This window comes from Endozoicomonas sp. ALD040, from assembly GCF_049275945.1.
In the GTDB taxonomy this organism is placed as follows: domain Bacteria; phylum Pseudomonadota; class Gammaproteobacteria; order Pseudomonadales; family Endozoicomonadaceae; genus Endozoicomonas_A.
This window is the reverse complement of record NZ_CP184829.1, coordinates 4,542,508-4,556,955: the sequence shown is the minus strand read 5'-3', so window position 1 is coordinate 4,556,955 and position 14,448 is coordinate 4,542,508. Positions and strand designations below refer to the sequence as shown.

12 protein-coding genes are annotated in these 14,448 nt (G+C 48.3%); 7 read left to right on the top strand and 5 right to left on the bottom strand.

Going from position 1 to position 14,448, the window contains the following annotated elements; translation table 11 throughout:
* Positions 1-19: 19 nt before the first annotated feature.
* Positions 20-271, bottom strand: a complete 252-nt coding sequence (locus tag ACOJUN_RS17145) for a YkgJ family cysteine cluster protein (RefSeq protein WP_422133131.1) — start codon at positions 269-271, stop codon at positions 20-22.
* 303 nt (positions 272-574) lie between these two features.
* Here ACOJUN_RS17145 and ACOJUN_RS17140 point away from each other — a divergent pair, with 303 nt between their 5' ends.
* On the top strand, positions 575-2,341 hold the full coding sequence (locus tag ACOJUN_RS17140; RefSeq protein ID WP_422133130.1) for a hypothetical protein: 1,767 nt from the start codon (positions 575-577) through the stop codon (positions 2,339-2,341).
* 71 nt (positions 2,342-2,412) lie between these two features.
* Here ACOJUN_RS17140 and ACOJUN_RS17135 read toward each other — a convergent pair whose 3' ends face one another.
* From ACOJUN_RS17135 to ACOJUN_RS17125, 3 genes are read right to left on the bottom strand one after another with little or no spacing between them, the layout of a single operon-like run.
* Positions 2,413-3,135: an amino acid ABC transporter ATP-binding protein gene (locus ACOJUN_RS17135; protein WP_422137086.1), complete on the bottom strand. Its 723-nt coding sequence runs from the start codon at positions 3,133-3,135 to the stop codon at positions 2,413-2,415.
* A gap of 4 nt (positions 3,136-3,139) precedes the next feature.
* Positions 3,140-4,111, bottom strand: a complete 972-nt coding sequence (locus ACOJUN_RS17130) for an amino acid ABC transporter permease (RefSeq protein WP_422133129.1) — start codon at positions 4,109-4,111, stop codon at positions 3,140-3,142.
* Between the two features lie 18 nt (positions 4,112-4,129).
* Positions 4,130-4,939 carry a transporter substrate-binding domain-containing protein gene (locus ACOJUN_RS17125; RefSeq protein ID WP_422133128.1) on the bottom strand — a complete coding sequence of 270 codons (810 nt, stop codon included), beginning with the start codon at positions 4,937-4,939 and terminating at the stop codon, positions 4,130-4,132.
* Between the two features lie 295 nt (positions 4,940-5,234).
* Between ACOJUN_RS17125 and ACOJUN_RS17120 the strand changes: the two genes are divergently transcribed.
* The 3 genes from ACOJUN_RS17120 (at position 5,235) to ACOJUN_RS17110 (ending at position 6,666) form a co-directional block, all read left to right on the top strand.
* A complete protein-coding gene (locus ACOJUN_RS17120) occupies positions 5,235-5,570 on the top strand; it encodes a hypothetical protein (RefSeq protein WP_422133127.1) in 336 nt (111 codons plus the stop codon).
* Positions 5,571-5,821: 251 nt separating this feature from the next.
* Positions 5,822-6,175, top strand: coding sequence for a phage holin family protein (locus tag ACOJUN_RS17115; protein ID WP_422133126.1), 354 nt, complete (start codon positions 5,822-5,824; stop codon positions 6,173-6,175).
* 92 nt (positions 6,176-6,267) lie between these two features.
* Positions 6,268-6,666, top strand: coding sequence for a hypothetical protein (locus ACOJUN_RS17110; RefSeq protein ID WP_422133125.1), 399 nt, complete (start codon positions 6,268-6,270; stop codon positions 6,664-6,666).
* 17 nt (positions 6,667-6,683) lie between these two features.
* Here the strand turns inward: ACOJUN_RS17110 and ACOJUN_RS17105 are convergent, their stop codons facing one another.
* Positions 6,684-8,057, bottom strand: coding sequence for a hypothetical protein (locus ACOJUN_RS17105; protein WP_422133124.1), 1,374 nt, complete (start codon positions 8,055-8,057; stop codon positions 6,684-6,686).
* A gap of 269 nt (positions 8,058-8,326) precedes the next feature.
* Between ACOJUN_RS17105 and ACOJUN_RS17100 the strand changes: the two genes are divergently transcribed.
* The 3 genes from ACOJUN_RS17100 to ACOJUN_RS17090 all read left to right on the top strand — a co-directional run bounded on the left by ACOJUN_RS17100 (position 8,327) and on the right by ACOJUN_RS17090 (position 14,137).
* The gene (locus ACOJUN_RS17100) at positions 8,327-9,979 is read left to right on the top strand and encodes a hypothetical protein (RefSeq protein WP_422133123.1); all 1,653 of its coding nucleotides are present in this window, start codon (positions 8,327-8,329) and stop codon (positions 9,977-9,979) included.
* A gap of 298 nt (positions 9,980-10,277) precedes the next feature.
* Entirely contained in the window at positions 10,278-12,554 is a 2,277-nt protein-coding gene (locus ACOJUN_RS17095) for a hypothetical protein (RefSeq protein WP_422133122.1), read from the top strand.
* 329 nt (positions 12,555-12,883) lie between these two features.
* Positions 12,884-14,137 (top strand): valine--pyruvate transaminase, encoded by a 1,254-nt coding sequence (locus ACOJUN_RS17090; protein ID WP_422133121.1) that lies wholly within the window; start codon positions 12,884-12,886, stop codon positions 14,135-14,137.
* The last annotated feature ends 311 nt before the right edge of the window (positions 14,138-14,448 follow it).

Sequence of the window (14,448 nt, the reverse complement as noted above, 5' to 3'; positions counted from 1 at the left end):
TACAGTATCCGGCTTTTCTTTAACGGGTCAGTGTCTCCAGCACGATCAAATTACTTAAAGCGACAGAATTTTCCTGCCCGCATACAGCGCGGTCAGCCTTGAAACCGGAACAGACTTCCGGACGACCTGACTGACCAAAAATTTTGCAAAGATTATTGTCATCAAGCTGAATACAGCGAACCCCGGCAGGCTTTCCCTCAGGCATACCTGGTATGGCAGAAGAAATCGAAGGTGCTATACAACAGGCACCACAACCCAGACGACATTCCATTTACTCCCCCTGCAATCTGAAAAACAATTAAAAACCCCAAAGCAATGATCAAAACTGAAAGGCGGCGGGATTCTAATACTTCGATGGCTTGATAGAAACAGGGAAATGCCGGGCAGCCCTGGCTGAACGCTTCGACTGTCTGTCTACAACTCTGGAAATGCCTTTCAAGGACAACGTGGACTCGCCGGATGAGTACCAGGGCTGGATCCCCCGGGGTTTTATGGATTTACTGGAAACTGCCCCGAAGCAAGCTACTTTGAATGAGCACCTCAGAAACTAAACCTTTTTAGAGAAGTGTGCTCTATGAATTTCAAAAATTGTAACTTCTTCAAACCAGACTCAGTGACGCGACGACAGTTGTTTTTTCTCACCCTGGCGATTCTGCCATTGTCGATGAATGCAACACCGGCCAGGTCTCAGTCTGCTGATTGTTCTCTCATTGTTAAACCCGGCGGAGCATCGGCAGGATATGGTCGATGTCCTGTCGATAAACGCTGCAAACCTTCTGATGATGAAAAGGATTGTATACCGGAGTTTGGACCCAGACTAAAAAATGGCCATTTCGGCCCATCAATTCGTCAATGGGGTAGTTCCAGAATCGGAGGCCTGAACAAGCCTGTAGCAGTGGCAGAGAACCCCAATGCAAGAGGTCAGTTCTTTGTGCTGAACAGCGGCGATGACAGCATAAGTATTTTTTACTGTCCCGGTGTAAAGTCCGCTTCTTCATACAAACCGGAACATCGTCGTGACCTGGCTTCCTGTCATTTCATGCACCGACCCACTGATATCGCCTTTGGTGGCTCACCCACCCTGGGTGATGTCCCGCAATTCGAAGGGCAGGAGGTTCATAATATAAGCCAGACCGGAACATTTGCTACCACGGGTGGTAGCTGTAACGATTACACGGCATCTGCCTTTATGGGATACGATTTCACTCAGCGAACCTGCTCGGACTTTATGGGACCGACTCTTTGGGAAAACAACCTTAAAACCTTTGCGATTAAAAACAATGATTTTTTTCCGGATGATCTCGCCACAAAACCTTTTGGTTCCCATATCGACATGCTTCATCAGGAACCCTACGCAATGGGTATCACCTGGGAAGGCAGGCAAGCGGGTTACTGGTCGTGGGACGCAGGCCCCGACTCTAAATATGGAAGTATTGTGTACAGCAATATTACCCGCTCCCATGGCTATGGTGGACATGAACATACCCATGCCTTTCTGTATCGGTACGCCAATACAACCATGAACTTAAAGCCCGGAAGCAATATTGTCCCCGGACAAATGGCCAGGTACGAGAAGTATTTGTTTGTAGCCAATCCAGCAAAAGGCGTAATTAACGTTCTTGATACTGAAAGCGGAACCGAAGAGGGGGATGTAAAGCCCGAAAATGAATGGCGTGAAAAATATGCCGCCTATACCAGAATAGTAGGTGCCAGCTTCACCGAACTCAGTGTCGCCGGACTTGAACTAAAAAGCCCCAGCGGTCTGGTTATTTCTAACAAGAGGCTGTTTGTCAGCGATTCTGAGACCGGAAAGATCCACGCCATAAGTCTCGACACTACAGGAAACCATACCTACATAGGCTGCATTCAAACGCCCGCAGGCCAGATTGCAGGTCTTGAGGTCGATCAAAAAACCGGACGCCTCTGGTTTGTTGACGCTACCTGGCACACACTGAATGTTGTTGAACCTCTGTGTCCGAGCCGCGATGACTGTGTATCTGATTCACCCTGGGGTCAGCAATGTGCTCCCGACACCGATGAAAATGGCAAGACTGTCTGGCAAGTGCATCTGGAAGAATCGAACAATTATGATAATTTTCAAGGGTGTGCCAGGTATTACTTTCTTGCTTGTCCGGGAGGCGATTCACACAAGAACAGTAAGCTTCCCGTTTGCAAGGCACAGGGTGGCACATGGCGGGATGCAAAAGTCAGCTGGATTGACGGACAGAGTACCTGCAAATGCATACCCCCTGAATTAAGACTGTCCTCCGAATCCAATCGGGTCGCTGCTGCCTGGCTGCCACTGGGCATTTTGCCATTACTGGCCCTGTATTACCGCTAAAGGGAGTCATGCTGCACTGGAAGGCATGGCCCTGATCCACAAAGCCATATCTTCCAGAACCCGGTGATGACTCAGATGACCTGACTCAGAAAAGCCTGCAGGCGTTCACTGTCAGGACTCCCAAAAAAGCTATCAGGAACACTGTCTTCCAACAGCTCACCGGACTCCATAAACAGAACCCGGTCGGCCACTTCACGGGCAAAGCCCATTTCGTGAGTGACCACAACCATCGTCATACCTGAGCGAGCCAGTTGTTTCATCACCTCCAGAACCTCACCGACCATTTCCGGGTCCAGTGCTGAAGTCGGCTCATCAAACAACATGATCTTCGGCTGCATGGCCAGTGCCCGGGCTATGGCTACACGCTGCTGCTGACCACCCGATAATTGAGGTGGAAAACTCCTGGCTTTGTCAGACAAACCGACTTTGGCCAACAATGCTAAGGCCCTGTCTTCAGCGTCGCTTCTGGAGATACCACGCACTTTCATCGGTGCAAGACAGATGTTGTCCAGTACGCTCAGGTGAGGAAACAGGTTGAAGGACTGGAACACCATGCCCACTTCTTCCCTCAACTTATTGACATCACCGGGCGTGGTCAGGGAGATTCCGTCCACGACAATTTCACCGGCATTGATAGTTTCCAGCTGATTCAGGGTACGCAGAAAAGTCGATTTGCCCGAGCCACTGGGCCCAACCACAACCACCACCTCTCCTTCCCTGATGGTCTGACTGACATTTTTCAGGGCATGAACCCCATTGGGGTAGACCTTGTGAATGCTCGTCACGGAAATGATAGCGTCAGTTTCTTGCAGCATACTTCATCTCCATTCTTCTGACGACAAACGACAGGATACCGGTCAGTACCAGGTAAAGTACCGCAACCGTGAACCAGACTTCAAAGGGACTGAAGGTACTGCTCACCGTTTCCCGACCGGCTTTGGTCAGATCGGTCAGGGAAATCACCGAAACCAGTGAAGAGTCCTTGATCAGGTTAATAAACTGACCAGCCAGCGGTGGCAGAACACGTTTAAAAGCCTGGGGCAGAATGATATAGCGCAGGGTTGCACCACGACTCATTCCAAGACTGCGCCCAGCCTCCATCTGACCTTTGTGAATCGACTCAATACCGGCTCGAATAATCTCTGCAATGTAGGCGCCGGTGAAGATCGACAGTGCTGCAACACCGGCTGTAAAGCGATCCAGATGAAGAACCGTACCAATAAAGAAATAAACAATGAAAATCTGCACCAGCAACGGGGTGCCACGAATCACCTCGATATAGAGTATCGAGAGATTTCTCAACGCCGGATTGGGAGAAATTCTCGCCAACCCTGAAATCACTCCCAGGAGAATGGCAAAGACAATAGAGACCAGCGACAGCTTTATGGTCATCACCAAACCATTGGCTATGGGTCCGGCCTTCCATTCATAATTGACAGCCAGCAAATCCCCTTCAAAGACCAGATCACCGTCATAAACCTGAACGTCGGCAAAGCCTTTAATGACCGTCTGCTCTGAGTCATCAAAGTCATTCACCAGAACAAGTTGTCCACTGTCGTTGGTTTTAACAGTGCCGTCGTATTCAGCCCTGAGTGGATTTTCTGCCTTGAAGAAAACGTACTGAGGAATGCGCTCCCAGCGCCAGATATACTCAATCGATTGGCTTGACTTATAGATACCCACGCCCATCAGCAGCAATAACGCACCGAAAACCAGGTTCCACAAAACCTGGTTCGGTTGTTTTTCCATTTGCAGCGGACGGCCGGTCAAGGGTTTACTGCTCAGCACTTAGTTCAGAGTCTTCTGCCATTCGGAGCTTTGGAACCACTTGGCATAAATCTTATCGTAGGTGCCATCGGCCTTGATCTGACTCATAAAGTTATTCAGCCAGTTTTCAAAATCAGGATCACCTTTACGAATACCCCAGGCCAGAGGCTCATGAGTGAAGGCGGTGTCCAGATGAGTCAGCTTTCCTTCGTTCTGGCTGGAGTAAATCGCATTGAAAGGAAAGTCATAAACGAAAGCATCTGCCTTGCCGTTAGCAACTTCCAGAGCACCATCGGCTTCTGTTTCAAACAGGCGAATATTGGCTTTACTCAGGTAACGTTTGGTCGCCTGTTCACCGGTAGTACCCAATTTGGTAGCAACAGTGTACTTCTTGTTATTCAGATCCTTGTAGCTCTTGATTTCACCTTCCAGCCCCTTGCGCAGCAGGATACTTTGACCGACGACAATGTAAGGCTGGGCAAAGTTGATCTGCAGGTTACGCTGAGGAGTCAGGGTCATGCCGGACATAATAATATCAAACTTGCCGGTCAGCAGGGCAGGAATGATTCCATCCCAAGCAGTGTTGACCAGTTCCAGCTCAACACCCATGGCTTTGGCCATCTGACGTGCAATGTCTACATCAAAGCCGACAATATCACCGCGTTTATTGGTCATTTCAAAAGGCATGTAGCCCGCTTCCATGCCAACACGGAGGGTTTTGCGCTCAATGATTTCATTCAGGGTAGACTCTTGCCAAAGCTCTGTGTCAGAAGCAAAAAGGCTGGTGCTAAAGGCCAGCATAAACGTCAGAAATACCATTATTTTTTGCATTATGTTTCACTCCAGGGTCCCGGTTTGGCCGGAACTCAGTCACTACCAGTTTTTTATAATGTGAAATATGCTGTCAGAGACAGCACAGTATCTCGCTTATTTGTCGTTTTGTTTGGCCTTCAACAGAAGGTCAAATGCGCACAAGACCAGGGTATTCTACATAGACATGTCGATTTGAACAGTACTTTAGTACTATTCAATACTGAACCAAAGCATTTCGCTAAAGAGGATGTCGCAAAACTCTGGTTCACATCTTCAGAGGGTGTCGCAAAACTCTCTCCAGCGTCGGAACGATTTGACTCCCGTCATTCCCGGCTTCATTCTCGTCATTCCCGGCTTCATTCTCGTCATTCCCGGCTTCATTCTCGTCATTCCCGGCTTCATTCTCGTCATTCCCGGCTTCATTCTCGTCATTCCCGGCTTCATTCTCGTCATTCCCGCGAAGGCGGGAATCCACACTGACTCACCACCAGAACCATACTGCCCGGCGCCCCCCTGGCCTTGTCATCCCCGAGAAGGCAGAGATCCACCGTTGGCGCTGGATTCCCGCCTTCGCGGGAATGACGACCTAAGAGCATGGGAACGAGCTGTTGGAGTTTTGCGACACCCTCCTTCAGCGTGGGAACGATAAATTCAGGACTAAGTACCTGGCCAGTTGGTTTCGCATATTCTGGCGAGTGGATTTTTTCATCCTTCAAGGCGCAACGACGGGCGCGTAGCCATAGCTACGCAACCAGAGTTGGAACGCAGAAGGATGGAAAAAGCCGCCGTCCAGAATATGCGAAACCAACTGGTTAGGTACTTACCACCTGTTTTTCTGTCTTTGACTTCAGGATGGTGTAAAGTGCACAAGCCATTGATGCCATCTGGAGAACATTTGCCATGCTGAGCCTGATTTTATACTTCCTGATCAATGGTCTGGCTGTTTTTATCACCGCCAGAATCCTTAAAGGCGTAGAGATTGAAAACTACGGAAGTGCGATATTAGTATCTATCCTGCTGGCTGTGGTGAATACCTTTGTCAAACCGATTCTGTTTTTCCTGACCCTGCCCATCACCATCCTGACTCTGGGTTTATTTATCCTGATACTCAATGCCTTGATGTTGATGATCGTTAATTACTTTATGGACAGTTTTCATGTGAAAAATTTTGGCTGGGCACTGATCATGAGTATTGTACTTTCTATCATCAATTCAGCGCTGTTCCTAGTGATACCCGGCGTAATGATTCCTTAGCATCATGCCGACTGTTCAAATTGGAGAGGATGTCAAGTTTTAAACCTTACAGTCGAGACATATTTGCAGAGACTCTGACGAAAGGAACACTGATGAAAAGGATCACTCTGGTACTGGCCAGCCTCTGCGTCCTGCTTATTTCGCCAATGACCCAGGCCAGCGCCCAGGAAGCGGCCCTGAACTTTTATTTTCAAAAAGATCCGGGCACCAGGGGGTACGCTGTCACGCTGCCACTGATGCTGAGTCCTACTTCCAGAGATCAGCCCATGGAAATCAATGAATTCCCAGCTTTCAAAGTGTCTGTTCAGCAGGGTATACGGGGGCTGGACATCCTCTTCTTCGACAAACTTTCCGGCAAGTTACTGGCCAAGATGCGCTACCCAATGTTGAATCGTCTGAAGAATACTTTTCAGACACAGGGATTTACCGGGCTTCAATATATCCATCACCCCAATGGAGCTGTGCTCCAGTTTATTGGAATGGTGAAATAGACAACAGTGACTGAATATTACTCTGGACTATCCCCATCCTCAAACTCGTAATCAGTATTTAAGCCTCCCCGATTCTGATCTGACCCGGAGAGACGCTCAACTCTTGAACAGGTATTATCAATATGCTCCTGGACGACCACACTATCACAACCCTGCAGTGCCCGAGAGCATATCGGACAACTGATCTGACAATGGAAAAACGCCCAGTGATTAACCACTGCCATTTCTGACATCAGTGGCAGATCAACCGTATAATCCGCATTGTCGAACTGTTGCAGATGACCTCCCATCAGAAGCACTCGAAGCAGGGACTCAGCCCCCTCATCACCCTGGCATGAACCACAACGGTATGACTCGATATGACGGGGCAGATGAGCTTGCAGGACTTGCTGGTTGTTGAAAGTTACAGCACAAAAACAACAGCTGTATTGCAAATGGCTATTCATGTGGAAAGCGGAAGGCTGGTGAATGCGCCCGAACTGATTAAGAGTGCAGCCTGATACCGGACATTCCGCCTGCCCCTGATGTGAGGACTCAAAATGAGCAGTGTTGTCTGTTTCTGCTGTTAAAACACTCTCACATCGGGGAAAAATACAGGCGGTAAAACAGTGTTGCAGCAAAGCATTCATGAGCTGTTGCCGGGGAAGATTTAATTCCAGGTTCTCGCTACAATGCCGACACATTGCATGGACTCTTCCTCTGGACCACTGTTGCAAATGCTCCGAAAAAAAATGAGCCCTGCCCCCCCCCTGATCAAGTACAATAGTTCTATGCTCAGGAGGGCAAAGATTACAGTGAACCCTGGGCCTTCTGCTCTTGCCACAGCATGGACACCTGGCAGGTGAGGCTCCAAAGAACCGATAGCAGTCTTCACAAAGACATTTGCCACAACAGGAGTATTTCCAGCGAATCGCCTTTTTCTGGCAATACCAGCACAGATGAGAAATCTTTTTATCTCCAGGTCCCGAGCTTCGTCCATCGCTATTATCCTCCTTGTGATCCTCCCCCCCGGCCGCAACAAGCCTATCTGGCTCAGACGACGCCTCTTTCGTACCTGTGCCTTTTCTGTTACCCCCCCCGCTATTCTCATCAGTTGAGCTCTTATCACTGCACCGGCTCACATCGGCGCCGAACTGCAGAATTCCGTTCAAGGCACCATAAAAAGAGTTCAGATTACTGGCCGCCTCAAAAACCCTATCCTGAGAGCTGCCGCCTATCGCCCGGATCGTATTTGGCATCAGGCCGTTATAAACAGGAATATGGGCGCTAAACAAGGGAGTCAGAAAAATCAGCAACAAGGCTTCATGACAAAAAGCCACTCCCGGCTGTCCTTCCCCTGAAGCTTGAGCAGGGCCCCACCAGACCAGAAAAACCAGCGGCAGAAATATCAATATCTTCAAGACTCTTCGTGCCATCAAAAAGGTGAATGGTTTTAATAGGACAGTCAGTTTCAGTCGGCCAATAAAACCTTTTGCAAAATAATGATTTTTATCAGCCTTATTTCTGCCTGCTACCTATACTCCTCTGTTGAATAAAAAGCGCTGTCCAGTAAAAACGATATTACCTGGTTGAGATTAAACCAGTAGTCCTGACAGGGCATGAATGATTGTCTGTAGAAAACGCTTTTACTCTACGAGCAATGTTGTCTAACGAGGAAACGATGAAGCTTTTACTGTCTCTTGGCATTCTCGCTCTTATAGCGGTCCTGTCTGCTGAATCTTGTCCGGCTTTGCCGACAATACCAACAAGTCAAACCACTGCCGCAACAAGTGAACTTAGGCTTTACGAGCTCTGCTCAGGAAATATCGAGAATCAGGAACTGCTCAGCACTGTGGCCATGAAAAGGGCAACGGTAAAGGCTCTGGAACAGGTCCTGGCCAGGTCTACACAGCCCATCGACCGTTGTGTTATCGAGACCCCGACCAAGGGAAACTATCTTGATGAAAGCATCAATGGATTCAATACCAACAAATCAAGAGAAGACACCGCCAATACCGCTTTCCTGCTGGTAGGTGTCGGCATAAAATCAGAACCTGTCAGAGCAGCAGAGGACTGCGCTTCGACGAAACCGGTCATTGCCGGAAAACAGAAGGGGCAGCCTTCGGTTTTACCCAGGGACTGGCTTGAACAGTTTCAGCTCAGAAAAACCATTTATTTAAAACCGGGACAGATGCTGATCGGGGTGCCACTGGACAGCAGCAACGGTGCATTTGCAAAGGGTTATTTTGCAGGTCTAAAGAGAAAAATTGACCCGGCAAATAACTGCTCCAAACACTTATACAACCTCAGAAGTCTTTTTTACAAAGGGGAGATGATTCATTTTAGTGGTACAAACATCCTGATTACTGGTTTAACCACGTTACCATCATTCACTGGTACTTATCAGGCTGACCTCCAAACAAAAACTCTTTGCGATCGGGATTGGCTTAATACACTTAGAGCCGCTCCAGGCCACGAAATGCACACTGAAATACTGAAAGGAGAGCTGGACCTGAAATCGCTGGAAGTTCCGGATGAAGGCGACATAGTCAATATTTTCGGGAATGAGTTCTTTCAAATCCTTCAGCCCGCCGTTAGCATTTCTCTGGCGGATGAATCCCGAGACGTAGATTCAAGGTTATTTAACAACAGAACCCTGATTGATTTTTCGAACAATCAGGTCTATTCCTGCTACCCGGGGCAGGTTGAAACGGCCGTGAATATTAACATTGCCTATCAGAATGCCTCACCAGAGTCCGGGGTCATTCAGGCTCTGGAATTTAATGACAATCACATCCTGGGAAATGCAGCGCAAGCCATAAACCTTGTGCTTCCGGAACAGGTTAAAGCCAGCATTATCAACAATCTTTTTGTGACGACAAAAGTCAGTGACAAGGATACAAAAGGTATCAGTATCAATGGCCCGGACCAGAGCAGCAAGAACTGGCAAGCCTCATTAACCCTTAATGTAACCGGAAAACTTATAAAAGGTTATCAGGCTGCATTGTCTCTGGCAGGTCATCAAAAGCGGGGGTTGTATCCTGATCCATCATCCAGCAGTAAATCAACCCCCGCTTTACTCAGCGCCGTGACTGAAATACAGGCAGCATTCAGCGATGCAACAGAGAGCACTTATTTTCAGTTCTCTGCTTATACAGAAAGTAACAACCCGGAAGACTCCAACGCCTGGCCACTCACAGCAATGGTCATTGGCGGAGTTTCGATTGCGACCCTGGGTGTTATTGGCGGATACCTTAAGTACAAAATAAGAAACTATTACTTGGCGAGATTTGGTTCTGAAATGGCACTATCAGGACCAAAATCCAAGTTCTGAGCAATGCAAACAGGTCACCGGAATACCCTGCCTCCAGTCAAATCATGAGGCAGGATACAGGCGAGGTTTCGCTGTAAATCACTCACCCCTGAAGAAAACGTTTTTGCGCCAGTATTTCGATCAATTCTCAAAAAAACCTACCAATGGATAACACCGTCTATACTCCCTTAGCAAATAAAAACATTATCTAACAAAAACAACAGTACCTGCTTGATATTGAGCAGCCATTTTTCGGCATGAATGATTGCCTGTACTAACCGTTTTTGTTTTACGACACTTATTGTGTAATGAGGACGCCATGAAATACTTACTGTCTCTCTGCATTATTATTTTTATAACGGCCTTATTGGCTGAATCTTCCCCAGCTTTCCCCACCACTGCAACAACCGCGAGCCCCACTTACAGTGCCAGCCAACCTCAAACCACTGTCGCAACAGGCAGACTGGAACTTTCCGAGTTGTGCTCAGGGAGAGTCGTGAACCTCGACCTGCTCACCTCAGAAGCCATGAAACAGGCAACTGTAAAAGCACTCAGGCAAGTCTCTGCCAGGACCAGACAATCCATTGACCGATGTGTTATCAATACCCCGACCAGAAGCAGCTATCTCGACGAAGACATTGATGAGTTCAATAGTGACAAACCATGGGAAGAGACCACCAACACCGCGTTTATTCTGGTGGGTGTCGGCATGAAGTCAGAAGCTGTTTCCGCTGGTGAAGACTGCGCTTCGAAACGGCCGGTCATTGCCGGTAAACACGACGATCTGCCTTCGGTCCTGCCCGGTAACTGGCTTGAACACTTTCAGGTCAGAAAAACCATCAATTTAAAAGCAGGGCAGATGCTCATCGGGGTGCCGCTGGACAGCCGTGATGGTTCATTGGCAGACGACTATTTTGCTGCCCTGAAGAGAAAAGTTAAGTTCGAACATACATGCGATGGATATTACTATCGCTCCCACAAAAGCAGCAAAATAGATCCTAAAATAAGTCCTTTAGTTGAGCTGATTCACTTTGACGGTGCCGGCATCCTGATTACGGGTTTGACCACGTTACCTGCACTAGAGGGCTTTAAGGATGATGGTGGCAAATTCTGCGGAACTAGTTCGAAGATCGTCACTGCTCCCAGCCACGAAGCGCAAGCTGAGATGCTGAAAGGAGAGTTGAACCTGAAGTCCGTGGAAGTCCCGGACAATGGCTACATGGCCAATATTTTCAGGAATGAGTTCTTTCAGATCCTCAAACCGGCTATCAGCCTTTCTCTTGCCGATGAATCGGAAAACGTCTATTCAGCACTTTTCAGGAACAGAACCCTGATTAGCTTTTCGAACAATAAGGTCTATTCCTGCTACGACAAGGGAAATCCCGTTGAAACGGCTGTGGATATTGACCTTACCTACCGGGATGCCACACCCAAACCTGAATTTATTCAGGCTCTGGAATTCAAGGATAATTACATCCTGGGGAATGCGCCAAAGGCTATGAGCCTGGCTCTTCCCGAACACGTTAAAGTCAGCATTGCCAACAATGAGTTTGTGACAACAGAAGTGGATGACGGGGATACAAGAGGCATCAGCATTGATGGCCCGAACCAGAGCAGCGTAGAATGGCAAGCCCCGTTGACTGTGGATATGACGGGCAATCTTATCCAGGGTTATCAGGCAGCACTGTCTTTGACCGGTTATCAAAAACTGGTGTTGAAATCAAACCAGCTTCTTGGCAAGCGGGTGTCCATAGAACGTCGGAGCGATCTGACACTGCCTGTCACACTCTCAGGCGACAGAAACAACCAGTTTAATACCTTAGGTAATGATCCCTGCCACCAGCTTGAACATACTACCATCATCGGTGGCTTTGTATTTTCTGACGGGACGACTTCCTGCCCGGGAGGGTTTGTCATTCCAACAACAGGACTCCCCCCGTCTGAGCTGTCAGACTCCGACAAGCGCAGGAATCACTTTCCTGGAACACCCTCTTCAGACAGCCGTCGCTTTTCAGAAAAGCCAACAGAAACAAGCTATGAGAGCAGTTTCAGAGAGTCTGCAACGCATTCTGTCACAACACCCGATCTGAGCTCCCGGGCAGAGAAACCAGTGACCTCTGGCTTATCCCTCAGAAGTAAATCTGATTTAGAGTCGATAACGGCAAGTTCACACAAAAATTTCAATGGCACATCACCGCCGGCTTCGCCAACCCCACTAAAGTCTACCGATAAACGCAGCAACAGTAGCAAGGATAAAATTTCCGAACATATAAATACCAGGGGTAACAGCACCAGAGAACATCCAGATTCATCACCAGCCAGCAGCCTGCCCACCCATTCACAAAGCCTCGTGACACAAATACAGCCAACCAACAACAATTCAACTCCGGCAGGTCTTGAGTTTTCGGACGACAGGAAAAGACTCGACTCGTCAGGTATGCACGACTGGCAAACCGTTCTGATAACCACTGGCGTAGTTGCCCTTGTTGGTGCGGGCATTGTAATCAGCTACATGAGGTACAAAAGTAAACGTTCTCTCCAAAGGGAGCCTCTTATCAAAATGAATGCTATTGCAGAAGATCCTATACCCGAGTAGCTTGCAAAGAGTTCGCCGGAACCCCGCCCCGCTGCAAACGATGAGCAGGGCGGCGGCGGGGCTGCATAAAATATCTTATGCACAAAAGCACAATCTCAGTTAAACTGCCCAGTTATTTCCTGGTATAAGAGCGCTGCGATTCAAACGACTCGAGTGTCCGCAAGCACCGGGACTAGCGCACAAGTAGCGGGCAAAGCGAAGCACTTTTGCGACAGTCTTGCACCCTGACGGCAATCTTCACTCAATACAGCCTTCAGCAGGATAACCCTTTCCGGGCTTTACTGCGAATGAGCAAAAGCCTTTCGATTTTATGTTGACCTGAGACAAGCATGAAGCTTTCCACATTTGGCACGAAATTTACCAGTCATTCGGGCATTCTCCAACTTATGGATGACCTGGGAAATGCACTGGCCGGCGGCCAGGATATGATCATGATGGGTGGAGGCAATCCGGCCCATATTCCTGAAGTGGAAGAGGCTTTTCGTCAGCGACTTCGGAAAATTCTGGATAGTCAATCTGAGTTCACCCGTCTGATCGGGACCTATGACCCCCCCCAGGGAGAAAAAGAATTTATTCATGAGACGGCTCGCTTTCTGAACCGTCAGTTTGGCTGGCAGCTGGGGCCGGAAAACATTGCTCTGAGCAACGGCAGTCAGGCGGCATTTTTCATGCTCTTCAATATGTTTGCTGGTGATTATGATGATGGCAGTCATCGTTGTATTCAGTTACCACTGGCGCCTGAATATATTGGCTACGGTGATGCAGGTCTGAGTGAAAATTTCTTCATCGCTAACAAGCCTGAAATCAGGATCATTGATAAATACATGTTCAAATACCATGTTGATTTCAGCAGCCTGAAAGTCGATGAACGGACCGGTGCACTCTGCGCTTCCCGCCCGACCAACCCAACCGGCAATGTCCTGACCGACTCGGAAGTCAGTCGGCTGGACGAAATAGCCAGAGCCCATAACATTCCTCTGATCATTGACGGCGCCTACGGCACCCCGTTCCCGAATCTGATCTTCAGTAATGCCAACCCGGAATGGAATGAGAACACCATTCTCTGTCTTAGCCTTTCCAAGCTTGGGCTGCCCGCTGCCAGAACCGGCATCGTCATTGCCAACGAACAGGTTATCAAAGCATTGTCTGGTATTAACGCCATCATGAATCTGGCTCCCAACAGCTTTGGTAGCCTGATTGTGCTGGATATGATCCGTGATGACAGCATCATAGATCTTAGTAAAAATGTGATTCGTCCTTACTATGAAGACAAGGTCAGATTTGCCGTTTCTCTATTACATAAGTATCTCAATGGCGTGAACTGGAAAATACACAAACCGGAAGGTGCCATGTTCCTGTGGCTCTGGTTTGAAGGACTGCCCATCAGCAGTCAGGAACTTTACGAGCGACTGAAAAAACGTAACGTTCTGGTCGTCTCCGGCCACTATTTCTTCCCGGGCATGGATGATGACTGGCAACACAAGCATGAATGTCTGAGGATGACTTACTCACGCGATAATGAAACGGTAGAGCGTGGTATCCATGTTATTGCCGAAGAAGTCCGCAAAGCTTATCAAGATTGACTCTGCTCGCCCTGTCAAGGCTGTCGCAAAACACGGACTCCCATAAGCTGTCTTTGTTATCAAAGTCCGGTTCCCGGCCCTTATGCGCTCTCACGCGGAGCGAAGGGACGAGTTGTTAGAGTTTTGGACAGCCTTTATCGGGCGATGGTCAGTTAATATTGGAGAAGACTCAGGCTTGCATTCCAACCATTCAAATCTACATTAACAGCTAGTATATGGCTTCAATGAGTTTGACTGAAAACAAAACCATTCAGCCGGAAGCCTGTCGGAAAGATGTAAATTCATAATTCGGTTTTATGTTCCAGTTTGCA

What these genes read in the sequence shown, in the direction of transcription:
- ACOJUN_RS17145 (WP_422133131.1), bottom strand. Translation starts at nt 271, where the DNA reads ATGGAATGTCGTCTGGGTTGTGGTGCCTGTTGTATAGCACCTTCGATT.
- ACOJUN_RS17140 (WP_422133130.1), top strand. Translation starts at nt 575, where the DNA reads ATGAATTTCAAAAATTGTAACTTCTTCAAACCAGACTCAGTGACGCGA.
- ACOJUN_RS17125 (WP_422133128.1), bottom strand. Translation starts at nt 4,939, where the DNA reads ATGCAAAAAATAATGGTATTTCTGACGTTTATGCTGGCCTTTAGCACC.
- ACOJUN_RS17115 (WP_422133126.1), top strand. Translation starts at nt 5,822, where the DNA reads ATGCTGAGCCTGATTTTATACTTCCTGATCAATGGTCTGGCTGTTTTT.
- ACOJUN_RS17110 (WP_422133125.1), top strand. Translation starts at nt 6,268, where the DNA reads ATGAAAAGGATCACTCTGGTACTGGCCAGCCTCTGCGTCCTGCTTATT.
- ACOJUN_RS17100 (WP_422133123.1), top strand. Translation starts at nt 8,327, where the DNA reads ATGAAGCTTTTACTGTCTCTTGGCATTCTCGCTCTTATAGCGGTCCTG.
- ACOJUN_RS17095 (WP_422133122.1), top strand. Translation starts at nt 10,278, where the DNA reads ATGAAATACTTACTGTCTCTCTGCATTATTATTTTTATAACGGCCTTA.
- ACOJUN_RS17090 (WP_422133121.1), top strand. Translation starts at nt 12,884, where the DNA reads ATGAAGCTTTCCACATTTGGCACGAAATTTACCAGTCATTCGGGCATT.